This window comes from Variovorax sp. YR634 (genome assembly GCF_900106655.1).
Lineage (GTDB): Bacteria > Pseudomonadota > Gammaproteobacteria > Burkholderiales > Burkholderiaceae_C > Variovorax.
Genome location: NZ_FNOL01000034.1, coordinates 1 through 25704, shown reverse-complemented (window position 1 = coordinate 25704; position 25704 = coordinate 1). Strand labels below are relative to the sequence as shown.

20 protein-coding genes and 1 pseudogene are annotated in these 25704 nt (G+C 66.0%); 14 read left to right on the top strand and 7 right to left on the bottom strand.

Going from position 1 to position 25704, the window contains the following annotated elements:
- The first annotated feature begins 82 nt into the window (after positions 1 to 82).
- From BLV60_RS32180 to BLV60_RS32155, 6 genes are all read left to right on the top strand, one after another.
- A complete protein-coding gene (locus tag BLV60_RS32180; RefSeq protein WP_093059577.1) occupies positions 83 to 1294 on the top strand; it encodes an MFS transporter in 1212 nt (403 codons plus the stop codon).
- Between the two features lie 557 nt (positions 1295 to 1851).
- Positions 1852 to 4308 (top strand): alkaline phosphatase family protein, encoded by a 2457-nt coding sequence (locus BLV60_RS32175; RefSeq protein WP_093059575.1) that lies wholly within the window; start codon positions 1852 to 1854, stop codon positions 4306 to 4308.
- A 157-nt stretch (positions 4309 to 4465) separates the two neighbouring features.
- Positions 4466 to 5869 carry a cytochrome-c peroxidase gene (locus tag BLV60_RS32170; protein WP_093059573.1) on the top strand — a complete coding sequence of 468 codons (1404 nt, stop codon included), beginning with the start codon at positions 4466 to 4468 and terminating at the stop codon, positions 5867 to 5869.
- A gap of 2 nt (positions 5870 to 5871) precedes the next feature.
- Positions 5872 to 6519, top strand: coding sequence for a hypothetical protein (locus BLV60_RS32165; protein WP_176929031.1), 648 nt, complete (start codon positions 5872 to 5874; stop codon positions 6517 to 6519).
- A gap of 51 nt (positions 6520 to 6570) precedes the next feature.
- Positions 6571 to 7242, top strand: coding sequence for a hypothetical protein (locus tag BLV60_RS32160; protein ID WP_093059571.1), 672 nt, complete (start codon positions 6571 to 6573; stop codon positions 7240 to 7242).
- Positions 7243 to 7261: 19 nt separating this feature from the next.
- Positions 7262 to 8167 (top strand): 2OG-Fe(II) oxygenase, encoded by a 906-nt coding sequence (locus BLV60_RS32155; RefSeq protein ID WP_093059570.1) that lies wholly within the window; start codon positions 7262 to 7264, stop codon positions 8165 to 8167.
- 34 nt (positions 8168 to 8201) lie between these two features.
- On the opposite strand, the gene BLV60_RS32150 is transcribed toward BLV60_RS32155, so the two are convergent.
- Together BLV60_RS32150 and BLV60_RS32145 are read right to left on the bottom strand one after the other, a co-directional pair.
- Positions 8202 to 9362: an ABC transporter substrate-binding protein gene (locus BLV60_RS32150; protein WP_143042667.1), complete on the bottom strand. Its 1161-nt coding sequence runs from the start codon at positions 9360 to 9362 to the stop codon at positions 8202 to 8204.
- Positions 9359 to 11065, bottom strand: coding sequence for a tannase/feruloyl esterase family alpha/beta hydrolase (locus BLV60_RS32145; RefSeq protein WP_093059566.1), 1707 nt, complete (start codon positions 11063 to 11065; stop codon positions 9359 to 9361). Before BLV60_RS32145 ends, BLV60_RS32150 begins: the two co-directional genes overlap by 4 nt.
- A gap of 213 nt (positions 11066 to 11278) precedes the next feature.
- Here BLV60_RS32145 and BLV60_RS32140 point away from each other — a divergent pair, with 213 nt between their 5' ends.
- Positions 11279 to 11905 carry a TetR/AcrR family transcriptional regulator gene (locus BLV60_RS32140; RefSeq protein WP_093059564.1) on the top strand — a complete coding sequence of 209 codons (627 nt, stop codon included), beginning with the start codon at positions 11279 to 11281 and terminating at the stop codon, positions 11903 to 11905.
- A 79-nt stretch (positions 11906 to 11984) separates the two neighbouring features.
- Here the strand turns inward: BLV60_RS32140 and BLV60_RS32135 are convergent, their stop codons facing one another.
- The 3 genes from BLV60_RS32135 to BLV60_RS32125 all read right to left on the bottom strand — a co-directional run bounded on the left by BLV60_RS32135 (position 11985) and on the right by BLV60_RS32125 (position 17882).
- Positions 11985 to 14549 carry a PepSY domain-containing protein gene (locus tag BLV60_RS32135; RefSeq protein WP_093059562.1) on the bottom strand — a complete coding sequence of 855 codons (2565 nt, stop codon included), beginning with the start codon at positions 14547 to 14549 and terminating at the stop codon, positions 11985 to 11987.
- A 52-nt stretch (positions 14550 to 14601) separates the two neighbouring features.
- Positions 14602 to 16722, bottom strand: a complete 2121-nt coding sequence (locus BLV60_RS32130) for a TonB-dependent siderophore receptor (RefSeq protein ID WP_093059560.1) — start codon at positions 16720 to 16722, stop codon at positions 14602 to 14604.
- A 128-nt stretch (positions 16723 to 16850) separates the two neighbouring features.
- Positions 16851 to 17882, bottom strand: a complete 1032-nt coding sequence (locus BLV60_RS32125; protein WP_093059558.1) for an MBL fold metallo-hydrolase — start codon at positions 17880 to 17882, stop codon at positions 16851 to 16853.
- 109 nt (positions 17883 to 17991) lie between these two features.
- Between BLV60_RS32125 and BLV60_RS32120 the strand changes: the two genes are divergently transcribed.
- Together BLV60_RS32120 and BLV60_RS32115 are read left to right on the top strand one after the other, a co-directional pair.
- A complete protein-coding gene (locus tag BLV60_RS32120; protein WP_093059556.1) occupies positions 17992 to 18600 on the top strand; it encodes a TetR/AcrR family transcriptional regulator in 609 nt (202 codons plus the stop codon).
- A 269-nt stretch (positions 18601 to 18869) separates the two neighbouring features.
- Entirely contained in the window at positions 18870 to 19661 is a 792-nt protein-coding gene (locus BLV60_RS32115; protein WP_256329671.1) for an alpha/beta hydrolase, read from the top strand.
- Positions 19662 to 19707: 46 nt separating this feature from the next.
- Here the strand turns inward: BLV60_RS32115 and BLV60_RS34200 are convergent, their stop codons facing one another.
- Positions 19708 to 19920 carry a hypothetical protein gene (locus BLV60_RS34200; protein ID WP_093081869.1) on the bottom strand — a complete coding sequence of 71 codons (213 nt, stop codon included), beginning with the start codon at positions 19918 to 19920 and terminating at the stop codon, positions 19708 to 19710.
- Positions 19921 to 19941: 21 nt separating this feature from the next.
- Positions 19942 to 20196, bottom strand: a complete 255-nt coding sequence (locus tag BLV60_RS32110) for a hypothetical protein (RefSeq protein ID WP_093059554.1) — start codon at positions 20194 to 20196, stop codon at positions 19942 to 19944.
- Positions 20197 to 20612: 416 nt separating this feature from the next.
- Here BLV60_RS32110 and kdpF point away from each other — a divergent pair, with 416 nt between their 5' ends.
- The 5 genes and pseudogenes from kdpF to BLV60_RS32085 all read left to right on the top strand — a co-directional run.
- Positions 20613 to 20711 carry a K(+)-transporting ATPase subunit F gene (gene kdpF, locus BLV60_RS32105; RefSeq protein WP_093059552.1) on the top strand — a complete coding sequence of 33 codons (99 nt, stop codon included), beginning with the start codon at positions 20613 to 20615 and terminating at the stop codon, positions 20709 to 20711.
- A 2-nt stretch (positions 20712 to 20713) separates the two neighbouring features.
- Positions 20714 to 22519 (top strand): potassium-transporting ATPase subunit KdpA, encoded by a 1806-nt coding sequence (kdpA, locus tag BLV60_RS32100; RefSeq protein WP_093059550.1) that lies wholly within the window; start codon positions 20714 to 20716, stop codon positions 22517 to 22519.
- Positions 22520 to 22529: 10 nt separating this feature from the next.
- The gene (kdpB, locus tag BLV60_RS32095) at positions 22530 to 24632 is read left to right on the top strand and encodes a potassium-transporting ATPase subunit KdpB (RefSeq protein WP_093059548.1); all 2103 of its coding nucleotides are present in this window, start codon (positions 22530 to 22532) and stop codon (positions 24630 to 24632) included.
- A 13-nt stretch (positions 24633 to 24645) separates the two neighbouring features.
- Positions 24646 to 25227, top strand: a complete 582-nt coding sequence (gene kdpC / locus BLV60_RS32090) for a potassium-transporting ATPase subunit KdpC (RefSeq protein WP_093059546.1) — start codon at positions 24646 to 24648, stop codon at positions 25225 to 25227.
- Between the two features lie 217 nt (positions 25228 to 25444).
- Positions 25445 to 25704, top strand: a pseudogene (locus BLV60_RS32085) (sensor histidine kinase KdpD); the annotation flags it as partial.

The following is a 25704-nucleotide window of genomic DNA, read 5'->3' as shown; positions in this document are numbered from 1 at the left end:
CAGACATTCGGCATCGGCGAGACAATTGCCGCGCCTTTGTCCGCCCGGCGGGTGGCGGCAACAAATCCGAACCCTTCTGCGCATGTCAATCCCGCCCGCCGCCTCGACCTCTTCCCGCACGCCTTCGTTCTCCCTGTGGCGCATCGCCGTACCGGCCTTCGCCCCTTCGCTGTTGTTCGGGCTGGGTGAGGGCGCCATCCTGCCGATCGTGCCGCTGACGGCGCGTGGCCTCGGTGCTTCCGTGCCCATGGCCGCGCTGGTGATCGCGATGATCGGCATCGGCTCGCTGCTCAACAACATCCCGGCATCGATGATCACCATGCGCTGGGGCGAGCGCTGGGCCATCGTTGCGGCGGGTGTGTGGAGTGGTCTTGGCATGCTCCTGTGCGTGCTGACTTCGCATCTCGGCCTGTTCGCCACGGGGTGTTTCATGGTGGGCATGTCGCAGGCGGTCTACAACCTCGCGCGCCAGAGCTACATGACCGAGGCGGTGCCCATCGAATACCGCGCGCGGGCGCTGTCGACGCTGGGCGGCGTCATGCGCATCGGCATGTTCGCCGGGCCTTTTCTCGCGGCCGGGGCGGTGCACGTGTTCGGCCTGTCGGCGGCCTATGTGGTCGGCATCGTGGCGGTGATGGCGGCTGCGGCCATCGGCGCGCGCATCCCCGACCTCGAGGCGCCGCCGCTCCCGGCCGGGCAGGCGGCGCCGGCTTCGACGTCCGTTGTCTCGACGCTGCGGGATCACCGTCATGTGTTCCTCACGCTCGGTGTCGGCGTGGTGCTGGTCAGCGCGGTGCGCGCGTCGCGCCAGGCCGTGATCCCGCTGTGGGCCGACCACCTGATGCTTGCGCCCTCGGTGGCCTCGCTGATCTACGGCCTGGCCGGTGGTGTCGACATGCTGGTGTTCTACCCGGCCGGCAAGGTGATGGACAGGAAGGGCAGGCGCTGGGTCGCGGTGCCGTCGATGCTGATCATGGGGCTCGCAATGCTGCTGATGCCCCTGACGTCCGGCGTTCTCACGCTGTTGATCGCTGCACTGGCGATCGGCTTCGGCAATGGCATCGGCTCGGGAATGATCATGACCCTCGGCGCCGACCACTCGCCGCGTCACGGGCGCGCGCACTTCCTCGGCATATGGCGCCTGATGTCCGACATCGGCTCCTCGTGCGGCCCGGCGTTGCTGTCTCTGCTGGCGGGCGGCCTGTCCCTTGCCGCGGGAATCGCCGTCACAGGACTGATCGCCTTCGCTGCGGCGGGGACGCTGGCGTATTGGATTCCGCGCCACGGGCGCTGAATTCCACAAATTCGGCGGTGGTCAATTGCATGGCCCGCCAACTCGCACCAGGCCTGAGGGTCTCTGATTCCGCGTTCGCAATCGGGTCGGGGTAGGGCCGTGCCTCGGAGGATTCATTGATTCCGTGAATCTATTGCTGCCGAAAAACGGCGCACTTGACGCAGAAATTTCCGTCCAGGACTTCCCCGGCAGAACTCCATCTCCAATTTCCAAACAGGAAATTCCGGAGGCGAAGCCCTGCGCGAATCGATCTCCATTCGCTGGATGGCAAGGCTGAAGGTCTATCCGCAAGCTGCATTCCTAATTCTTTTCTAATTAGTTGCTAATCGTCTTCTAATTCTCCGGTCAGCTTGCGGTCAGTTAATTACGGAAGCAGAGAAATTACGGGTCGGCACGTGCTCCATGAATTGGATATTCATCGCTCTTTTGACACATGAATGTCACCCGTTATTTCTACATTCCTCCTCGATCTGGCGCTTCTTGCTGAAAAAGACGATGCCCAGCTGTCCCTTGCCGGTCGGTAAAAACCATCCATAACTCACTGCCCCAGGATATACATGCCAATTCTCAATAAAAAGGCTTTGCTCACGTCATTGACGACGGTTGCAGCTTGCGTGCTCGCCGCTTGCGGGGGAGGAAACGACGGGGGCGGCGGCTTCTTCCCGATCACCACTCCGCCCGCCAGCACTCCCGGCACGACCTTCAGCGGCGTGGTGACCGCCAGCGGCTACGTGCCGGGCAGCACCACGGGCAACCCGACCCTGAAGCCTGGCTACTACCAGAAGGCCACGGTCTTCGTCGATGCCAACGGCAATGGCGTGCTCGACAGCGGCGAAGTCTCGACCGTCACCGATGCCAGCGGCAAGTTCACGCTGACGACCACCCAGACCGGACCGCTGGTGGCCGATATCGGCACCGCCGCGATCAATACCGCGACCGGCGCTACCGTGGCCAGCCACCTGATCCTGCGCGCTTCGACCGCCCAGATCGCCGACCAGGGCGCGGGCAAGATCGTCATCAGCCCGCTGTCGAGCGAAGCGCAACGCCTGGTGGAAGCCAACGGCAGCAACTACGCGGCCGAAAAGGCCAACCTCGTCGCACGCCTCAACGGCCCGGCCTTCAATCTCGGCACGGCCGCGTTCACCGATCCACTGGCAGACGTCAACACCCTGGCCGGCGCGACCCAGTATGCGGCGCTATATGAAGACAACCAGCTGACCAACCGCTACACCTACGCGACGACCAAGCTCGACCGCAAGGACCTGTTCCCCGACAACCTGGCCGTCGTGGGCGGCGACCCTCGTCTCGCAGGCCTGTCGAGCGTGACGCTCACCAACAGCGATGGCACCAAGGCCACCCCCACGGTGCCGACGCAGAAGCAGGCGCCCATCACCTTCGCGCAGGCGCAGCAGGCGGCCTTCAACGTGGAAGGCGTGCCGGCTTACGACAACATCTTCGTCATCGTCGAGGAAAACAAGTCGACCGACGTGATCGTCGGCAACCCGCGTGCGGCCAACATCAACTACATCCTGAACAACTACAACCAGCTGAAGACGTACTACTCGACCGGCAACCCGTCCGAGCCGAACTACACCGCGCTGGGCGGCGGCGACGACTTCGGCATCACCGACGACAACTGGTTCGGTTGCGGCGCCGTTCCCGGCAGCCCCTACGAAATCAAGGACGTCGCATTTGCCGGTGGTGCGGCCTCCGACGGCCAGACCATGCCCGCTCAGGGCAAGCTCCCGCCGGCGAACAGCCAGAGCCGCTCCCATTACTCCGCAGCCGATCCGACTTGCGGTGACAACCCGACCGGCGGCACCGTGCACAACATCCCGGGCAGCAACCTGTTCACGGCGATGTCCAAGGCGGGCCTGACCATCCGCACCTACAGCGAGTCTATGAACCCCGGGCAGGACGTGCGCGCCGACAGCATCCTCGATAACGCCGTGACCGCCACGTACGACTCGAGCAAGCTCAAGGGCGCCACCAGCCTCGACGGCTCCGCTCCGCCCACTCTCGTCGGTTCCCCTAACTTCGCCGCGCAGGGCGGCCTCTACAAGGTCAAGCACGGCCCGTCGATCGCCTTCCAGGGCGCCCGCAGCCTGCCCGATTTCGTGGCCAACAACCGCACCATCTTCGGCACGCAGTACCAGGAAGCGGACTGGCTCAAGTCATCGATCTTCCCGGTTCCTGGCGGCTGGATCTACGACCAGTTCGGCAAGGACCTGGACACGGGCGATGTGGGCAACATCAACTTCATCGTTCCGGACCAGTGCGACGACATGCACGGTGTCGGCTCCGACACGAGCTGCGCGAACACCAACAACGACGGCCAGGCCGCCGGCACCGTGCGCGCCGACATCTACCTGGGCATGGTAGTCAACAAGATCCGCAGCTCGGCGCTGTGGAAGAACCCGCACAAGCGCGTCGCGATCGTCGTGATGTACGACGAAGGCGAAGGCGGCAGCAACGGCTCCTGCTGCGGCTGGAACGCGGGCGGCCCGACTTCCGGCGCGGCGCCGGTGACCGTGGACGCGAGCGGCAAGGCGACGGCCACCACCCCGCCGGCCAACTACGCCGGAGGCAACTTCGGTCACGGCAATTCGATCTTCGGCATCATGTCCAACCAGCAGGACGTGGGCACGGCGAAGAAGCAGGTTGCGGACAGCGATGCTTACAGCCACTTCGCGTTCCTGCGCACGCTGCAGGATATGTTCCAGATCGCCGACCCGGCCGTGGATGCGTCTTACCTGAACCGCACCAAATACACGGAAGCGTTCATCACGGCCAACATCCTTGCGCTGCCGGAATACCAGAACAGCGCGGACACGCACTTCGACTCCGTGCGGCCGATCAACCATGCCTATGTGATCCCGACCAACTACACCCAGAAGCTGTACGCGAACGACATCGTGGGTGTACAGGACGCCCTCACGGGCAAGCTGGAAGGCCAGATCACTCCGCAGGTGGGACCTGACGCGAGCCAGAACAACGTCTGGGCGACCAAGTAAGCAGAAAGCCGCCCGCCAAGAGGCGGCGTTCCAGGCGGAATCCTTCGCGGGGCCGCCTGGAACAGCTTTTTATGGCATTCGAGCTCGCGCAAGGCGAACTCATGCAAGGCGACATGGCAGCTCTTGCGAGATGCAACGGTGAATGATGAATCTGGCAATGGACAAGACAGTCCCGCTCGTCATGGCGCTCTCGGTAGCGCTATTGGCTTTGGTGGCTTGCGATGGCAAGAGCGCGGCAACGACGGCAGGCAGCACCACTGGCCCGCACAAGCCGCCCCTGAGCCTGGGCGCACAGGTCGGGCAGTTGGCTTTCTTCGACAAGAACCTGTCGAGCGGCAAGAACATGTCGTGCGCGAGCTGCCATGACCCGCAATACGCCTACGGTCCACCGAACAGCATCTCGGTGCAGCTGGGCTCCGACATCAAGCAGACCGGCGCGCGCGCCGTGCCCTCGCTGCGCTACAGGGAATCGACGCCGGCCTACGACGACAACGCGCCGAACCCCGACGGCGTGACCACCAGTTCGCCCGGCGGCGGCTTCATGGCGGATGGCCGTGCGGCGACGCTGGCGACACAGGCCGGAATGCCGCTGCTCAACCCGCTCGAGATGAACAACGCCTCCAAGGAGGCGGTCATGAAGGTGGTCCAGAGCAGCACCTATGCCGGCTTGTTCAAACAGGCTTTCGGCACCGATGTGTTCGACAACACCGACACCGCCTTCGACGCCCTCGGCCGCGCGATCCAGGCGCTGGAGACTGAAGACATCAGCTTTCACCCGTACAGCAGCAAGTACGACCTCCATGTCTTCAACAAGCTCGGCGGCACGCTGACGCCGGCCGAGCGGCGCGGCGAGGTTCTGTTTCACAGCACCGGCGTCACCAATTGCTCGGGCTGCCACTACACGGGCGCCAACTTCAATGGCAACACCGGCCTGATGACGGACTTCACCTACCAGGCCCTGGGTGCGCCGCGCAATGACAGGTCGATCCCGAACAATCCGGATCCGATTCCGGCCAACGACGACCCGAGATACTTCGACATGGGACTGTGCGGCCCCTACCGCACCGACCACATGCCCGCCACGCCGGACACGCCCAACCCGTACTGCGGCATGTTCAAGGTTCCCGGGTTGCGCAACGTGGCGACGCGGGGTGCCTTCTTCCATAACGGCGTGCTCCACTCGCTGGAGCAGGTCGTCAACTTCTACAACACGCGGGACACCAACCCGGAGTATTGGTACCCCGCCAACAACGACGGCTCCGGTGCGCCGCAGGCCAACCCGGGCTGGGCGTTGCAACCCACCCATGTGCCGGGCGCAACGGTCAACAAGTACAACGACCTGCCGCGCTCGCAGCAAGGCAGCATCGACGAGGAAGTGCCGCTGGGCACCGGCGAGGGCGGCGAGAAGACGCTTGCCAGCGGCACGCGGCCGCGCGCGCCCGGCTCCCCGCCGGTCATGACACCGCAACAGATCGCCGACCTGGTCTGCTTCCTGGGCACGTTCAGTGACGGTTACCAGCCTCCCTCCGCTGCACCGACCACGGGCAGGTGCGTGAAGTGAAGATGAACACAACCTCGGTCCTTGCCCGACGCGTCGGCGGCGTCGCGTCCCTGCTGGTGTTGCTGGCCTCGCTGGCCCTGCTCGCCGGCTGCGACAACGAACAGGCGCGCTTTCCGGATCGCGACAACTTCACGGCGACGGTCAACGACTATCTCGCGCAGCGCGGGCACGTCTGCCTGGCCAAATACGCCTGGCCGATCACGGTGCCGGCCGGATCGCACGAGCCCGATGCGCAGCAGATGCCGGTGCTCGAAAAGCTGGGCCTGGTGACCGGCAAGGATGTCGCCATCACCGTGCCGGCCCGCGAATACGCGCTGACCGATGCGGGGCGCAAGTACTACCTCCAGGTGCCCGTGGTGATCCGCACCACGACGCAGACGGTCACGCACCCGGCCGACTTCTGCGCGGCCACCCTGAGCCTGGATCGCCTGATCGGCTGGGACCCGCCGCAAACGCGCGACGGCCGCACCGCGACCTCGCTGCTCTTCACCTACCGCATCGCGCCCGATCCCTGGGCAACAGCGCCCGAAGTGCAGCAGGTCTTTCCGTTGCTGGCGCGCGCCATCCAGCGCGAAGGAACGATGCAGGTGCGCCTTGGCGTTCACCTCACGCGGCGCGGCTGGGTCGCGGACGAACTGGATGCGCACTAGGTCCGCGATCGCCATGCACTGCCTGCTACCCGTAAATCAACCAGAGACCCCATGAATCTCCGCTCCATCCGCCCGGGCCGGCACACCCGGACTTCGATCAAGACCCTGACGGGCATCGCCATCGTCTGCGCGCTGGCCGCGTGCAGCGCCAGCCACGACGCCAAGGCACCCACCGCCGAGAACCTCGCGGCTGCACTGGATGACCACCTGGCCCAGCGTGGCGACATCTGCCTTTCGATGTTCGACTGGCCGATCGACCTGACCGAAGCCGAAGCCGGCTCCGGTGCACGCCACGCCATCCAGTTTCCGGTGATGGAGCAATTGGGCCTGGTGCACAGCACCATCGTCTCCGTACCGAAGAGCAGCGAGAACCCGGACGGCGCGGTCAAGCGATTCGAGCTGACCGACGCCGGCCGCAAGTTCTACAAGCCGCATCCGTACGCAAACCACGGCACCGAGCACGCCAACGACTTCTGCGTGGCGCACCTCAAGCGCGAGAAGATCGTCGACGTCAAGGTCGATGCATCCGACGCAAGCCATCCGCTGGCGGTGGTGAGCTACACCTACCAGATCGACACGGTGCCGTGGATGCAGAACGCCGACGCACAGCGCGTGTTCCCGATGATCACGCGCATCACGAATGGCGCGGGCGGGCAGTTGCAACTGCGCCAGGGCTTCACGCTCGGCGACAAGGGCTGGGTCGCCCGGATGGGGCCGGTTTGACTCGCACCTGTGGTGCCTCATGAGCACCGTCATCCGCTTCTCGCCTGACCTGGGCCGCTGGCTCACGCACAACCTCAATGCCGGCCAAGCGCCGCACGCGTTGGTGGCCACCATGCTCAAGCAAGGCATGAACGAGCGCGCGGCGCAGGCCATCGTCGCGGCTTATGTCGATGCGCGCCAGCGTGGCGCAGCGATGCCGACCGACGCCATCGAACTGCCGAACGAGGCTTCATCCAGGCCCGTGGCACGACTTGCACCAGGTACGCGCATCCCGGCGGTCGACCGGGAGATCGTCGTGCACTCGCGCGGCGAAGACCCGGTCTTTGCCGCGCTCGGCAACGTCGTGGATGCCGACGAATGCAAGGGCATCATCGAAATGGCGCGCCCGCGCCTGAAGCCTTCCACGCTGGTCGATCCAACCAGCGGCCGCGATGTGGTGAGCGACAAGCGCGCCAGCTGGGGCATGTTCTTCCGCCTGGGCGAGAACGACCTGGTCGCCCGTCTCGATCGGCGCCTGTCGGCGCTGATGAACCTTCCGCTGGAAAACGGCGAGGGGCTGCAGGTGCTGTACTACCCGAGCGGCGCGGGCAGCGAGCCTCACTACGACTATCTGGCGCCCACCAACGCCGCCAACCGCGAATCCATCGCGCGAAGCGGCCAGCGCGTGAGCACCCTGGTGACCTATCTCAACGACGTGCAGGACGGCGGCCAGACCGTCTTTCCGCAACTCGGCCTGGCGGTTTCGCCGATTCGCGGCAATGCCTGCTACTTCGAGTACACCGATGAAAACGGCCGCGTCGACACGCGCTCCCTGCACGCCAGCGCGACCGTGACCCGGGGCGAGAAGTGGGTCATGACCAAGTGGATGCGCGAGCGCCGCTTCGTGGCCGCCGGCGAAGTCGCGAGGCCCTTCGCGGGGCTTTGAAGATCGTCTTCGTGCCCATCCGGATTTCTGCGGATCAGCGCAAGACCCGTTTCGAGGCACCGACGATCGTCAGCTCGACATAGCTCGATCCGTTGTGGTTGCGGTCGGAGAAGCGCACCACATATCCGCCGAGGTCGAGTTCGCGAAGCCCTTCGAGGCCTCGCACGAGGCTCTCGCGCGTCGGGGACGGACCGGCCTGCTGCAATCCTTCGACGAGCACCTTGGCGGAGACGAAGCCCTCCATGTGGTTGTAGCCGACCTCCACTGCCTTGCGGCTTGCAAGGTCGGAGAGCTCGCGCGCAAGCTTTGTGGCGTTGCCCCACGGATAGGGCATCACCTGGGCGATGGCGACGCCCTTGCTGCGATCGCCGAGCGCCTGAATCAGCTGCTGGGAGCTGACCACGGACAAGGCATAGAACTGCGCGCTCGCCCCGGACGATTGATAGGCCGCGATGAAGTCGCTCGTGACCTTGCCCGCCGTGGCCAGGATGATCACCGGCGGCCTGGAGCGCGCGAGGTCTTGCGCCGCCTCTTGCAGCCTGCTGCCATCGATTTCCAGCGGCGTTGCCGCCGCAAGCGCCACGCCACGTTTGGCGGCTGCGCTCTTGACGGCGTCGAGTCCTCCCGCGCCGAACGAGTTGTTCAGATAGGCCACGCCCACGCGATCGATGCCCAGGACGCTGAGGTGCTGCACGATCTTCTCGATCTCGTCCGCATAGCCTGCGCGCACGTTGAAGACGTATTTGTCGAGGCTGCTGCGCAGGACATCGGTTCCGGTGAAGGGCGCGATCAGCGGCACCTTGTACTCCCGCAATACCGGCAGCGCGGCCAGAGTGGTCGGCGTGCCCGCGAGATTGAAGAGCGCGAAAACGCCATTCTTCTCGATCAGCTGCCGCACGTTTTCTGCCGTGCGCTTGGGGTCGTAGGCGTCGTCGAGCGCGACGAGCCTGATCTGCCGCCCGTGCACACCGCCTTTGGCATTGACCTGCTCGAAGCACCACCTGGCGCCTTCCTGGAGTTCGCGCGTCAGCGGGGCGAGCGGGCCGCTCAGCTGGCACGACTGGCCGATCAGGATCTCGGTGTCTGCTTCGGCGCGTGGAGCCGGCGACGCCCATGGTGCGGCAACCAGCTCCGCCGCACCCACCCCCATGGCTTGCAAGGCCCGACGTCGCGTTGCCGTAGCTGCGGCCGTCACGGCGTGCAGGTGAAGCTGGCTGCAGAGTTGACGTCGCCCGTCCCGTTGTAGCGCGGATACTTCGGCGCCTCGCAGACCGGCATCGTGCGGGCCGTGGCGCCCACCCTGAAGTTGTAGGTCAGCTGATCCGGCGCCTTGCTGTTCTCCACCCAGTCGACGATGGCGCTGAGCCAGTCGACCTCGGCCAGGTTGCCGCCCGCCCCGTGGGTCGAAGCGGGAACGATGAACATGCGGGCGTTGGTGCGAGGGTCGGCCAGTCCGAACGTCTTGGCGACACCGGACATGGTGGTGAAGTTGCGAACGTGATCGTTGACCGACAGCAGCGGATCCCCTGCGTCGTGCCAGGAGAGCAGCTTGCGGCCCGATGCCACGTAGGCCGCGATGGCGTTCTTGTCATGGTCGGCGCCGATGCGTTGAAGGCCGCTGCTGAAGACGTAGTAGTCGCGGTTGATGTCGAAGGTGGCCAGGTTGGGGGCCGGCGCCGTGCCCGGGGGAGGCGCACCGAACCACAGCGGATCGTTCGTTGCCAGGAACGCGAAACCGCCACCCAGGCCGCCATAGCTCGTGACACCCAGCGCCGGCACGCCGGGAATGGGGGACGCAGGAGCGAAGTTGGTCCAGTTGTACTTGCTGTACGCAGTGGCGCCGGTGGCCAGCGTCAGGTCGCTGAGCAGGCCCGCGAGCGTGGGCACCTGCGCAGCCGACAGGCACAGGGTGGGGTCGGCATTCGCGCCGGGTTGGCCGCATTGCAGCGATGCGGCGGGGAGGGTGCACGCGCCAGGGTTGGCGAGGTAGCCATCGGTCGCGCCGTCGCTGGCGTCGCAGGCTGTCACTGCGGCTGTGTAGGCGGCGGCGTACTGGGTAGGGGTGATTTCGGCCGGCGTGGCCGCCTTGGCGGCCGTGTTCATCAGGCCGGTGACGGCCCCGCCCATGTCCATGGTTTCACAGCCGGCGACGATGCCGTCGAACTCCTGGGGCCAGCGCTGCGCGGCGATGTAGGCGTTGCGGCCGCCGTTGGAGCAGCCGTTGAAGTAGCTGTGGGTCGGCGCCTTGCCGAAGAAGGCCTTGGCGACGGCCTTGCCGAAGCGCATCGTGGTGCCCCCCGCGGCGTACGCATAGTCGACGGCCGACTGCTGGCCATCGGGCGTGCCGCTCACCCACACGCCCGGCGCGGCCTGCGCGGGAACGCTGGCCCGGTTTCCTCCGTTGGATGCCGCGTACACCGCGCCCTTCAGGGCGAGCGTGGGGTCGACCGCGGTCACGGCACCGCCCGCGTCCTTCGTCACCGCCGAGGGGATGCGTCCGTCGAAACCGCCGCCGCCCTGCTGCCAGTAGCGTCCGGTCCAGTTGTCCGGCACATCGATCTCGATGTCGAGGAAGGGCGCGCGCGTGCCGAGCACCTGGCAAAAGCCCGACGAATAGATCGGCGCCTTGGCCTCGAAGCGCGCAGTGCCCGTGACGGTCACGCCCTCGATGACCTGCCCGGTGAGCGCGTTGCAGGTGGCCTTGAGCTGCTCGGCGGTGGGACCCGCAGGCGGCGGCGGTGCAGGAGGAGCCGGTGCAGGCGCGGGTGCAGGAACGATCGGCAGAAAGCCACCGCCTCCTCCCCCGCCGCCGCCTCCGCAGGCCTGCAGGGCCAGGCCCGCAGCCAGCAGCAAGCCCTTGGGCAGCAGGGCTCGGGGGACACGTTTTTCGTCGCGCATGGTCGTCTCCAATGTTTGTTTTGTGCACCGGATATCCGGTGCATCTCGTTGGGTCGGGGTGATCGTCAAGGTACCGACCGACCGGTCGGTATTGAGCTGGGCGAGACTAACGCAGGAGCGCGAATACAGGCAAGCGGCGAAAGCTCGGGACTAACCCCTAAGATCGGCGATCGCGCTGCCGCCGCCTGGCGCAGGGCTCATCCATCCCGACCCATGACCGTTGACTCCCCCTCTTCCCGCCCGGGCGACCAGCGCAGCCTGATCGCCAGGAGCGCCGCCGAGCTGTTCGCCCGCAAGGGCTATGCAGCAACGTCGATGAACGAGATCGCTGAAGCCAGCCATCTGTCCAAGCCCGGCCTGTACCACCACTTCAAGGACAAGGCCGAGGTGTTGTTCTATATCGCGCACGGCCATGTCTCGCGCCTGGTCGACATCGTGACGGGGGTGGAGGCGCTGGACCTCGCTGCCGAGCAGCGGCTGCCCGAGCTGATCGAGGCGTTCATGCTCGAGTACGCGGAGGCGCAGAACGAGCACCGCGTGCTCACCGAGGACGTGCGCTTCCTGGACCCTGAGGCGCAAGCCCGCGTGCTCGACAAGGAGCGCACGGTGGTGCAGGTGTTTGCCGACGCCATTGCCGCGTCGCGCCCGGACCTGCACGATGCGCAGCTTCACAAGCTGCTGACGATGTTCCTGTTCGGCATGCTCAACTGGATGTTCACCTGGTTCAGGCCTGAAGGGCGCTTTACCTACGAGCAGATGGTGCCGATCGCGACTCAGCTGTTCGTCAACGGCATCTCAGGGATGGACATCGAGCCACGGAAGACAACCCGCAAGCAGTAGCGCGAGCAACTCGAGACCAATCTCTTCGGGATGCTTCGCATGAGCCGGGCTTTCGCCGGATACGGCGTCCCGCCGTGACTCAATAGACATCGCGGCGATAGCGGCCCTGCGCGACCAGATCGTCGAAGACCTGCTCACCCAGAGCCTCGCGCAGCGCCGAATCGACGCCCGGCGCCATGCCTTCGAGGCTGCCGCAGACATAGATCACGGCACGCTCGGCGACCCATTGCCGCAGCGCGTCGGCAGCTTCGCGCAACTGGTCTTGCACGTACCGGCGTTGGGCCTGGTCGCGGGAGAACACCAGGTCGACGCGCTCCAGCGCTCCGGCGGCCTGCCATTGCGCGATGTCCGTGGCGCAGAAGGAATCGTGCGCGGCGTTCCGTTCGCCGTAGACCAGCCAGTTGCGCCCGTGTCCTCGCCGCGCGCGTTCGCGAAGATGCGCGCGCAGGCCCGCGAAGCCGGAACCGTTGCCGATGAAGATGCACGGCGCCTCGTCGTCGACCAGCGCAAAACCGGGATTGGGCAGCAGGCGCAGCTCGATGGCGGCGTCAGCGGGAGCCGAGGCGGTCAGCCAGCCCGATGCGATGCCCAGCCCGTCATCGTGGCGGACCTGGCGCACCAGCAATTGCACGCAACCGTCCGTCGCGATCGATGCCACCGAGTAGCTGCGCGGCGCCAGCGGCACCAGTGTGTCGGCCAGCGCCTGCGCGGTTGCGGCGGATGTCGCTGTCGTAAGCGTGCTGCGAGACAGGGCATCTTCGAGCGTGCGCTCATGGCCATCGAAGCGGACGAGCGTTCGTCCGTCGAGCCCGGCGTCGCGCAGAAACCGCTCGACTGCGGGGCCGGCCTGGCGCGGCAGCAGTTCGACGAGTGTGCTTGGCTTCCAGGCTTCCGAATCGGGGCGGGCCAGTTCGATCTCGAAGAGGGGCGCGCCTTGACTGCCTGCGTTGAGCAGGGTGCGGCGCACGAGGCGCCACGGCTCGAAGGGTGCCACCTTCGGCTGGTGTCTTTGCCACGTGTCGACCTGCACGGCGAACGTGTCGGCCAGCGACTGCTGCCAGCGCGCGAGGGCGCCGGCATCGCCGTTGCTCACCTCGATCATCGGGAACAGCGCCTGCGCGCCATGGCCGCGCAGATCGTGGTCGAGCGCCCTGCCGAAGCCGCAGAAGTTGGCGTAGTGCCTGTCACCCAATGCGAGCAAACCGTAGTGCACGTTTTGCAAGCCCGACCCAGTCTGTCGCGCGAACTGGCGTGCAAAGGCGCGCAGGCTGTCTGGCGGATCGCCGTCGCCGAAGGTGCTGGCCACCAGCAGCACCTTGCGGTAGCGCTGCAGCGCATCCACGCTCAGGCGCACCAGTGGCTGCAGCACCACCGCGACGCCAGCCGATTGCAGCACCGCCGCCGTCTGCAACGCGATGCGCTCTGCATGGCCGGTCTGGGTCGCGAAGGTGAGCAGCACGGGCTCGGCGCCGTGGCTGTCCGGTGGCAGGGCCGGGCTGAGGCGTGCGCGTTCGTCGCGCACCGCGCGCTTCGTGCGTCGGCGCCCGAGATAGAGCATCCATCCCGTGATTGCGAACAGCGACAGCCCCAGGCTGCTGAGCGTCATCACGATGCGGCCCGGCAGGCCCCAGTAGGTTCCCATGTGCAGCGGATAGATGCTGTTGACCAGCCGGCCCGCCAATGGCTTGTCGGCGTAGCGTTCATGTTGCGTGGCTTCGCCGGTGACGGCGTCGAGATAGAGGCGGTTGCGTGCGCGCTCGTGCTCCGGCTTGGCACGCAGGTAGGTCGCTTCGATCTGCGTTGCGTTGCGCGTGGGCATGCGCAGCGTGACCAGGCTCCAGTCGCCGTTGGTTTCCTGCAGGAAGGATTGCCACACTCGTTGCAGGTCGGGCTTGGGCGCCGCAGTTGCCTTGGCAGCCGCGCCGCCGGCCTGCATGCGCTGCGTGCGGACCATGCGACCTTCGCCTGCTGCGTTGTCGACCAGCGTTCGCACACCATCGAAGCCCCAGTAGAGGCCCGTCAGGCTGGAGGCCAGGTACGCCAGCAGTGCAATGGTGCCGACCACCGCATGCAGGTTCCAGAGGAATGCGCGACCGGTGAGCGCGAAGTCCAGCTTCAGCCAGGCCCGCCAGGCAAGCGGCCGGCGCGGCCAGCGCAGATAGAGGCCCGACAACGCCAGGATCAACAGGCCCGTGGCCAGGGTGCCGGTGACGGGCTTGCCTGTGTCGCGGGGCAGCAGGAGCCATCGGTGCAGGCTTTCGACGAACTCGAAGAAGGCGTCGCCTTTCGGCTCGGGCAGCAGCTCGGCCGTCCATGGATCGACCAGCCGCACTTCGCCCTGGCGCTGGCCTTCCGGTGGGGCGAAATTGACGCGCGCCGGCCGCCCGGGTTCGGCAAACACGGTGAGCGTGACGATCCGGCGCTTCGGATGTGCCGCCTGCAGCTGCTGTGCCAGTGCCGCGGGCAACAGCGCCGTCGCGCCGCCCGGATTGGGCGCATGGCGCAGTTCGGGATTGATCGCGTCGATGATCTCGGCGCGAAAGGAGAGCGCGGCGCCGGTCAGCCCGATCAGCACGAGCACGGACCCGGCCGTGATGCCGATGAACCAGTGGATCTGGAACCAGGCGCGCCTCAGGAGGGCCATGTCGGGAAGTGGGGTTGGGGCCGCCGTGGGCGCGGCCGGGTTGTTGTTGGCGTCAGAGATCGATCTTCAGCGTTGCCTTGACCGAGCGCGGCGTTCCAACGGCCAGCCGCGTGCCGGCCGCCGCCCAGTAGCGCTTGTCGGCGACGTTGTCGATGTTGATCTGCCACAGGGTGCGCTTGCCGAACAGCTGCGTGACGTAGCGGGCGCCCAGGCCGAAGATGGTGTTTCCGCCGATGAACGCCTGGTTCAGGTCGTCCACCGGGCGCCGTCCCGTGTAGTAGGCCCCGCCATTGACCGACAGGCCCGGCACTGCCGCGATGTCGTACGAGAGGAAGGCGCTGGCCGTCTGCTTGGCGGTGTTCTCGGGCATCTTCCCGTTGTACTGCGCGTTGATGTCGCGGAACTCGGCGTCGAGCGATTGGGCCGAGAGTTGCCACGCGAGTGCGCGGGTCAGGCGGCCCTGTGCCGAGAGTTCGAGACCGCGGTAGCGCTGCCGGCCGTCGGCCACGAAGGTGTTGGCGCTGTTGGTGTAGGCGCCCGGGCGTTCGATGTCGAACAGGGCGCCGGACAGCAGCATGCCGCCGCTGGTGAGCCAGCGCAGGCCGATTTCTTTCTGCTTGCTCACGCCGGGCGGCATGTGGGCGTTCTGGTTGGTGGTGCCGGCGGGTGCGATTTCGCCTTCCTCGACGCCTTGTGCGTACGACACGTAGCCCACCAGGTCGGGCGTGAACTTGTAGCTGAGCGCCGCGAGCGGCGTGGTCTTGCGCACGTCGAAGGCGATCAGGGGGATCGTGGCGCTCGCGCCCTGCGTGCTCTCGAAGTGCGTATGGCGCGCACCGACCACCAGTTGCCATTGCGGCGAGAGGGTGATGCGGTCGAGTGCGTAAAGACCCAGTTCCTTGCTGTCCTGTGCCCCGGTGGTGGGCCGGGTCGGGAGCGCGGTCAGCGGCAGGTAGCCGATGACGACCGGGTTGTACAGGTTCTGCGCGGTACTCGCGCCGCCGTAGTTGCGCTGGTAGATCGGATCCTGAGTTTTCTTGCTCTGCGCGGCGCCGATGGTGAGTTCGTGCTGCAAGCTGCCGGTCGAGAACGTGCCGAACAGCTCCGTGCGGAACAGGTCGGAGGTCTGCTTCAGGCTCTGGTCGTTGCCGGTGATGCGGCCTGCGCCGGTCAGCACGTTGTAGTTGCTGAAGCTGGCGAGCCTGCGGTCGCGCTCGGCTTCGGAGTGACCGGCTTCCACCGTCAGCGCCCAGTTGTCGCTGAGCGAATAGTCGGCGCGCAACTGGGTGTTGGTGACTTCGGCGTCGAAGACCGCCCAGGCCGGGCCCAGCAGCCTGTTCGGGTCGGGCAGGGCTGGCAGGGTGATCACGCCGTTGACGGCCGCCGGCCTCGTGATGCCGGCCTGCTCGGTGATGCGCTTGCGGTAGTTTTCTACGTCGGCCTTGAGGGTGAGGCGGCTGTTGACGCGCCAGTCGAAAGCGGCCGACACGAACCGGCGATTGCCGTCTATGCCGTCGATGTTGGAGCCGACGCGGCCGCCGGCCGCGTTGATTCGCACCCCGAACTGGTTCTGGTCGCCGAACTGGCGCCCGATGTCGGTGGAGGCCTGCAAGGAGCCCTTGTCGTCGACGGTGAGGCCGACGGAAGTCACCGGCGTGCTGCCGGCGCGCTTGGTCACCAGGTTGATGATGCCGGCCGGCGTGGTGAAGCCGTAGTAGAGCGCCGAGGCCCCCTTCAGCACCTCGACACGCTCCTTGTTCTCCATGGGAATCTCGGAGACGTTGGGAATTGCGAGCGAGCCGTTGAGCCGGTAGTTCGTCCGGTTCTCGACCGCGATGCCGCGGATCACGAGCTGGTCGAAGGTGTCGCCGCCGTTCTGCTGGCGCGTCACGCCGGCGGTGTTGCGCAGCACGTCGTAGATACCTGTCGCGCCCTGGAGCTCGAACACATCGCTCGTGACCGTGTTGACCGTCGCGGGAACCTCCAGGATGTTGGCGCCCCGGAATGTGCCGGCCTCCACGGTGTTCGCGACGAATCCGTTGGTCGCGCTGGATTGCACCGTGACTGTGCTGAGCTGCCCGGACGCATCGGAGGCGGGATCGGGCGTTTGTGCGTGAGAGTGAGAAACGGCGCCCGCGAGCGCGAGTGGCGTTGCCAGAAGAAGCTTGTGCATGGAGCGTGCGAGCCCGCGCCGCGTGCAAGCGCGCAGTACTCAAAGAGAATTCACGCGAAGTTTATCTCATGCGTACGGATGAGAATCATTCTCTATTTGTGCGGGTGTCTTCGATGCGGAGTTTGCTGCTAGAGCTCGCGCCACCAGCGCCGCACCGTGTGCGGCTGGGCCAGCGACAGTTGTTCGCCCATGGCCGGTGTGGCCAACTCGATGCCGGCTGCTTCAGCCAGTGCCTGGATGCGGTCGAAGGGCTCGTGCCAGGCGTGCATCGCCAGGTCGAAGGTGCCGTTGTGCACGGGCATCAGCCAGCGGCCCTTGAGATCGAGATGGGCCTGCAGCGTTTCTTCGGGCTGCATGTGCACCTCGGGCCACTGTGCGTCGTAGGCGCCGGTTTCGAGCATCGTCACATCGAAGGGGCCGAAGCGCTCGCCGATGGTCTTGAAGTCGGCGTGGTAGCCGGTGTCGCCGCTGAAGAACAGGCGCAGGTCGCCGGCCATGATCACCCACGACACCCACAGGGTGCGATCGCTGTCGGTAAGGCTGCGCCCGGAAAAATGCTGCGCCGGCACCGCCACCAGCCGCACGCCCGCCACAGCCGTCTGCTGCCACCAGTCGAGTTGCTGCACCTTGGCCGCGTCCACTCCCCAGGCGATCAGGCGGTCGCCCACGCCGATGGGCGTGATGAACACATCCACCTTGGGCGCCAGCTTCATGATGGCTGCGTGGTCCAGATGGTCGTAGTGGTCGTGCGACAGGATCACGCCCTTGATGGGCGGCAGATCATCGATGGCAATGGGCGGCGCATGAAAGCGCTTCGGCCCCATCCACTGGAACGGTGATGCGCGTTCGGAGAACACCGGGTCGGTAAGCCAGAACTCGCCGGCGAGCTTCAGGAGCAGGGTGGAGTGCCCGAGACGGAACAGGCTCGCGTCGGGTGCGGCGGCCAGTGCTGCCGCGCTGAGGGGCTGCACCGGAATCGGCGCGCGCGGCACCGTGGTGTCGGGCTTCTGCGTCAATATGCGCCAGGCGATGGCGAGCGTCTTGGCGAAACCGGGTTCCTCGCGCGGCACGACGTTGCGGAACTTGCCGTCAAGCTGTCGCGGCGACGAGGCGCGAACGACGGGCTCGCTGCGGCGAAGGCAGAGGGACTGGTTGGTCATGCGGAGCACTCCGATCAAGAGGGAAGATAAAAAGTACACCACGCGGTGTAATTTTTCGGAGTGTACAGCGAAATTCAAAAAAGTAAACTCAGCGGTGTAAAATCTACCTATGACCCAGGCTATACGTCTTACCGACCGCAAGCGCGAGGCGATCGTCCAGGCCGCCATCGCCGAGTTCCGCGCCAGCGGCTTCGAGGCTACGAGCGTCGACAAGATCGCCGCCCGCGCCGAGGTTTCGAAGCGCACGCTGTACAACCACTTTCCGAGCAAGGACGAACTCTTCGCTGAGATCCTGCGCGTGCTGTGGGAAAGCGCCGCGAGCCAGGAAGAGCTGCCCTATCGCGCCGATGCGCCGGTGCGCGAGCAGTTGCTCGCGCTGCTGATGCAGAAAATGTCCCTGCTGGCCGACGACAACTTTCTCGACCTCGCACGCGTGGCCATCGCGGCTGCCATCCATTCGCCCGAACGCGTGCAGGAGATGATGAATCGCCTGGGCCAGAAGGAAGGCGGGGTGCTCGGCTGGATTCGCGCCGCACAGAAGGACGGCCGCCTGAAGGCAGGCGACGCTTCACTGGCCGCGCAGCAACTGGAGAGCCTAGTCAAGGGCGTAGCCTTCTGGCCGCAGGTCGCGCTGGGCCAGCCCAAGCTGGCGCCGCGTGCGCAGCGGCAGATCGCCAATGCGGCGGTAGACCTGTTCCTCAGCCACTACGAGGCATAAGCCAAGACTCGCGCTGCACGAGATTACGGCCGTTCGCGCCCGCAAGGTGCCGACGGCCGTAATTTCGTGCGTCACTTTCATCCCCGCCAACGCGGCTGCCGTCAACCCTCAAGAGCGGAAAACAGCTTCACCACTAAATACTTGACACCTAAACTATTGAGTCATAAATTTACGGCACCACGAGAGTTCGTGTGCGGCTTTCGGTGGCATCGCCCGTAACGCACTTGTTCAATCAGCAGCGCGCTGATGCGCGCATTCAGGAGTTGCAAATGTCCATGCTCAAGATCGCAAAGCTCTTCACCGCCGCTTTCGGCGCCGCAGTCATCGCAACGGGTGCGGCCAGCGCTGCCACCGCCACGACGGCAAAGCCCGGCATCGTTCTGGTGCACGGTGGTTTCGTCGACGGTTCCGGCTGGGAAGGCGTCTACAAGATCCTCACGAAGGATGGGTACGACGTCACCATCGTCCAGAACCCGACCATCTCGCTGGCGGACGACGTCGCCGTCACGAAGCGCGCAATCGCCGCCCAGAAGGGGCCGGTCGTTCTCGTCGGCCACTCGTATGGCGGTGTCGTCGTCACCGAGGCAGGCAATGACGAAAAAGTGGCGAGCCTCGTCTATATCGCTGCGTTCGCTCCCGACAAGGGCGAGTCGGTCGACTCGCTGATCAAGAACCCGCCGCCTGGCGCACCGGTTCCCCCGATCCTCCCGCCGGTCGACGGCTTCCTGATGCTCGACAAGACGAAGTTCGCTGCCTCTTTCGCAGCGGACGTGAAGGGCGAAACGGCCGCGTTCATGGCGAATTCGCAGGTACCGTGGGGTGTTGCAGCCCTCGCCGGCGCGGTGAGCGAACCGGCGTGGAAGTCGAAGCCGAGCTGGTACCTCGTGGCCAAGGACGACAAGATGATCCCGCCGCCTGCGCAGCGCAACATGTCCAAGCGCGCGGGTTCCGTCGTCACGGAAGTTTCAGGCAGCCACGCCGTCTACGTTTCGAATCCCAAGGCTGTTGCAGCGTTGATCAAGCAAGCCGCGAACAAGGTGTCTGTCGCCGCCACCAAGTAATGGATCCGGGCGCTGCCCGGTGCGACGCACCGGGCAGCGCCGTCAATCAGCGCTTGTGCTCGCGCGCCAACTCCTTCAGCGCGAGAAAGCCGTCTTCCAATGCAAGATCGAATTCGGGAAAGTTCTTCGGAGAGCGCGCCACCTGCACATCGATGATGTCCGTCTCCTTGCGCTCCATGAGCGTCCAGGAAAACGCGTGAGGTTCAACCTCGTCGATGATGACCCGGAGCTGGCTTGCCGGGACCATGGTGCGTTCCAAGGTGCGGCCTCCGGTGGAGTTTCAGTGTGCTGCCAGGACCTGCGCCTGATAGGACACATCCAGCAGCTTTCCCTTTCTCGCGTAGTAGCGGTCGAGCCGCCACTCCTTCAGGATTTCCATCGCAAGACTGAAGGTGCCGAGGCTCAGCGTGTAGAGGCTGGCAAGAGGGAAGTCGCCCTCGGATTCCAGGGCCAGCACCAGTCGGGCCAGAGTCAGGGACTCCTCGCCGTTCGGGTCGGCCGTGATGATCTGGCGTGCTTCTTTGATCGCGTTCATCGGGGTCCTTTGTGGGGTCTCTCGAGCGCTGTCACTGCGGCGAACCGCAGCCTTGGCCCACCGGCAGCCCCTTAGGCAATCTGTCTTGCCTTCAGGCTCGGCACCAGGGCGTTCCGGGTGGAGCGGCGCAGTCTAGCACCGGCTTTTCGTCAAGGGGCACGTGCTTTCGCATGTTTCAAAGCGATGCGTCGTTCCTTCGCATACCGCGCTCTCCGGATTTTTATATTCTTTTTACAGCCCGCTCCCAAGATTTATCCCTGTTTTTACGCGCGCCTGCAGAGACTCACTGACTTGTTTCGTTTGCAGGAGTGATGAATGGACATCGTGTGGATTGCCGCCATTGCGGTCATGTGGGTCGTAGTGGCCGAACTGGTAGTCGGGCTGCACAAGCTCGATACGCCCAAGGGAGAACGGCCATGATCGGACTTGAAGTCCTCTACGGGTTCGCCGGGCTTATCGCCGTGATCCTGTTCGCCTACCTCGTCTTTGCGCTCATCTGCGCCGAGGAGTTCTGATCATGAGTAGCTCGGCCTGGGGGCTTCTGGCCTTCTATCTCGTCGTGCTGCTGTTGCTTGCATGGCCGCTCGGACGTTTCCTGGCGGCGATGTGCAATGGCCATATGCCGCGTTGGACTCAACGCGTCGAAGCACCTCTCTACAAGCTTGCCGGGGTCTCGCCCGACAGCTCCATGCACTGGCGCAGCTACGCCTTTGCGCTGCTCGCGTTCAACGCGGTCGGTGCGCTGGCTGTCTATGGCCTGCAGCGACTGCAGGGCTGGCTGCCGTTCAACCCGGCGGGCATGACGGCCGTGTCGCCCGACTCGGCCTTCAACACCGCGGTGAGCTTCGTCTCCAACACCAACTGGCAGGGCTATGCCGGTGAATCGACCATGAGCTATCTCACGCAGATGCTCGGCCTTACGGTGCAGAACTTCTTCTCTGCCGCCACGGGCATTGCAGTGGCCTTCGTGCTGGTGCGCGGCTTTGCGGCGCGCCGCACCGACGGCAAGGGCTTCGTGGGCAACTTCTGGGTCGATGTCACGCGCATCACGACCTGGCTTCTGCTGCCGATCTCCTTCGTGCTCGCGATGCTCCTCGCGGGCCAGGGCGTGATCCAGAACTTCGACGCCTACAAGACGGTGGACACGCTCGAGACCACCGCCTTCCAGCAGCCGAAGAACGACGCCAACGGCCAGCCGCTGAAGGACGACAAGGGCCAGCCGGTGATGGAAGACGCCACCACCAAGACGCAGACGCTCGCCATGGGCCCGGTCGCTTCGCAGGAAGCCATCAAGATGCTCGGCACCAACGGCGGCGGCTTCTTCAATGCCAACTCGGCGCATCCGTACGAGAACCCGACGGCGTTTGCGAATCTGCTGCAGATGCTCGCGATCTTCGTGATCCCGGCGGCGCTGTGCTTCACCTTCGGCCGCGTGGTCGGCGACATCCGCCAGGGCTGGGCCGTGCTCGCGGCCATGACGGTGATCTTCGTCATCGCCGTGGTCGTGCTCACCCCCGCCGAGCAGGCCGGCAACCCGCTGCTGACGCCGCTGGGCGTCGACCAGGTGTCGAGCGTGCTGCAAAGCGGCGGCAACATGGAAGGCAAGGAAGTGCGCTTCGGCATCGACGCCTCGGCCCTCTTCGCCGCCATCACCACGGCCGCCTCGTGCGGCGCGGTGAACGCCATGCACGACTCGCTCACCCCGCTCGGCGGCATGGTGCCCATGGTGCTGATGCAGCTCGGCGAAGTGGTGTTCGGCGGCGTGGGCACCGGGCTCTACAGCATGCTGATCTTCGCGATCCTGGCGGTGTTCATCGCCGGCCTGATGATCGGCCGCACGCCCGAGTACCTCGGCAAGAAGATCGAGGTCTATGAGATGAAGCTCACCTCGGTCGCCATTCTTGTGACGCCGATCCTGGTGCTGACCGGCACGGCCGTTGCCGTGATCGCCGATGCGGGCAAGGCCGGCATCGCCAACCCCGGCGCGCATGGGTTCTCGGAGATCCTGTACGCGCTGACCTCGGCCGGCAACAACAACGGCAGCGCCTTCGCGGGCTTGTCGGCCAACACGCCGTTCTACAACGCGCTGCTGGCGGTCGTCATGTGGTTCGGCCGCTTCGGCGTGATCGTGCCGGTGCTCGCCATTGCCGGCGCGCTCGCCACCAAGAAGCGCCTTCCGGTCACGGCCGGCACCATGCCCACGCATGGGCCGCTGTTCGTGACGCTGCTGATCGGCACCGTGCTGCTGGTGGGCTTGCTCAACTACGTGCCGGCGCTCGCGCTGGGACCGGTCGTCGAGCACCTGATGCTGTGGGCGAAGTGAGGCCCGGACCATGACTACAAAGACCAATACTTCCCTTTCGCTGTTCGATGCAGCGCTCCTGCGGCCCGCCCTCTGGGCCTCCGTCACCAAGCTGAGCCCGCGGGTGCAGTGGCGCAATCCGGTGATGTTCATCGTCTACATCGGCAGCATCCTGACGACGCTGCTCTGGGTGCATGCGATGAGCTTCCCGGGCGACACCGGCATGAAGCCCGCCTTCGTGCTGGCCGTGACCATCTGGCTGTGGTTCACCGTGCTGTTCGCCAACTTCGCCGAAGCACTGGCCGAAGGCCGCAGCAAGGCGCAGGCCGCCTCGCTGCGCGGCCTGCGCAAGGACACCTGGGCCAAGAAGCTGCATGAGCCGCACCATGGCGCGCAGTGGCTGCCCGAACAGGCGCCCAACCTGCGCAAGGGCGACGTCGTGCTGGTCGAGACCGGCGACGTCATTCCGCTCGACGGCGAAGTCATCGAAGGCGTGGCCTCGGTCGACGAAAGCGCCATCACCGGCGAATCGGCGCCCGTGGTGCGCGAATCGGGCGGCGACTTCTCGGCAGTGACCGGCGGCACCCGCGTGCTGTCCGACTGGCTGGTGGTGCGCGTCTCGGTGAACCCGGGCGAGTCGTTCCTCGACCGCATGATCACCATGGTCGAGGCCGCCAAGCGCCAGAAGACGCCCAACGAAATCGCGCTCACCATCCTGCTGGTTGCGCTCACGCTGGTGTTCCTGATCGTCACCGCCACGCTGCTGCCGTTCTCGATATTCAGCGTCGGTGCATCCAATGCGGGAACCGTGGTGTCGCTCACCGCGCTGGTCGCGCTGCTGGTGTGCCTGATCCCGACCACCATCGGCGGCCTGCTGTCGGCCATCGGCGTGGCCGGCATGAGCCGCATGATGCAGGCCAACGTGATCGCCACCTCGGGCCGCGCGGTGGAAGCCGCCGGCGACGTCGACGTGCTGCTGCTCGACAAGACCGGCACCATCACGCACGGCAACCGCCAGGCCACTTCGTTCCTGCCCGCGCCCGGCATTCCGAAAGCCCGCCTGGCCCGCTCTGCGATGCTCGCATCGCTGGCCGACGAAACGCCCGAAGGCCGCAGCATCGTGGAGCTGGCCCGCCGCGACGGCCTCGACGCAGCGACGTCGGTCGAGGGCGCGCATTTCGTGCCCTTCACCGCGCAGACCCGCATGAGCGGCGTCGACCTGCCCGCTGCGCCCAACAGCCTCGACACTGATGCCATCCAGCTGCGCAAGGGCGCGGTCGATGCAGTGCGCCGCCACGTCGAGGCGCTAGGCGGCAGCATGGCGCCCGAGGTGCTGCGCGCGGCCGAAGAAGCGGCCCGTCGCGGCAGCACGCCGCTGGCCGTGGCCGAAGGCAACCGCGTGCTTGGTGTGGTCGAGCTCAAGGACATCGTCAAGACCGACATCAAGGAGCGCTTTGCCGAGCTGCGCCGCATGGGCATCAAGACGGTGATGATCACCGGCGACAACAAGCTCACGGCCGCGGCCATCGCAGCCGAAGCCGGCGTCGACGACTTCCTGGCCGAAGCCACACCCGAAGACAAGCTCGCGCTCATCCGCCAGTACCAGGCCGAAGGCCGCCTCGTGGCCATGACCGGCGACGGCACCAACGACGCCCCCGCGCTCGCGCAGGCCGACGTGGCCGTGGCCATGGGCAGCGGCACGCAGGCTGCGAAGGAGGCCGGCAACATGGTCGACCTCGACTCTAACCCGACCAAGCTGCTCGAAGTGGTGGAAACCGGCAAGGCGCTGCTGATGACGCGCGGCTCGCTCACCACCTTCTCGATTGCGAACGACGTAGCGAAGTACTTCGCCATCATTCCGGCGATCTTCGTATCGACCTATCCGCAGCTGGGCGCGCTCAACGTGATGCGGCTCGCGAGCCCGTCGTCGGCCATCCTGAGCGCGGTGATCTTCAACGCGCTGGTCATCGTGTTCCTGATTCCGCTGGCATTGAAGGGCGTGCGCTACCGGCCCGTTGGCGCCGCCGCGCTGCTGCGCCGCAACCTTGCCATCTATGGCCTGGGCGGCCTGGTCGTCCCCTTCATCGGCATCAAGTTGATCGACTGGCTTCTTGTAGCCGTCCATCTCGTCTGAGGAGTTCCCAATCATGAACAACAACGGCAATATCGTTCGCCCCGTGCTCGTGGTCTTTGCACTGCTGAGCGCACTCACCGGCCTGATCTATCCGATGGCCGTCACCGGCGCCGCGAAGGCGGTGTTTCCGTCGCAGGCGGCGGGCAGCCTGATCGTGCTCGACGGCACGACCGTGGGTTCCAGGCTCATCGGCCAGAACTTCAGCGACCCGAAGCACTTCTGGGGTCGTCCGTCGGCCACCGCGCCGCAGCCCTACAACGCGACCGCCTCGGGCGGCTCCAACCAGGGGCCGCTCAACCCCGCGCTGACCGATGCGGTGAAGGCGCGCGTCGAGGCGCTGCGCGCGGCCGATCCGGGCAACACCGCGCCGGTGCCGGTCGACCTCGTCACGGCTTCGGCCAGCGGGCTCGACCCCGACATCAGCCCCGCCGCCGCGCAATACCAGGCCGCGCGCGTGGCGCGCGTACGCGGCGTGCCGATCGAGCAGGTCAACGCGCTGATTGCAAGCAACACCCAGGCTCCGCTGTTCGGCCTGCTGGGCGAGTCGCGCGTCAACGTGCTGTCGCTCAACATTGCCCTCGACAAGGTGAAGTAAGGAGCGACGACTCCCGCGTCGCGCGAGCTGCACCATGGTGACTGACCTGTTCCACGTCCTTTGCGCGATGGCGGCGCTGTTCATTCCTCTGGGGTTCGCGTGGTTCATCGTGTCCCGCACTGCGCGCCGGCATGCGCGTGGAGCCAGGCGCAGGGAGTCCAAGGCAAGCGGTCCTGCTTCGCGCAAGGGCCCCACGCAACGCTAGCAGGCCTTGTCCATGCAAGATGTCATTCGCCCGGACCCCGATGCCCTGCTGGCCCAATTGCGAAACGACGAAGCGCGCGCACTGCGCGGCAAGCTGCGCATCTACTTCGGCGCCAGTGCCGGTGTCGGCAAGACCTGGGCCATGCTGAGCGCCGCGCAGCGCGAGCGCGCCACCGGCCGCGACGTGCTCATCGGCGTGGTTGAGACCCACGGCCGCACCGAAACCGCCGCGCTGCTCACGGGGCTGGAGGCGCTGCCGCTGCGCGAGCTGGA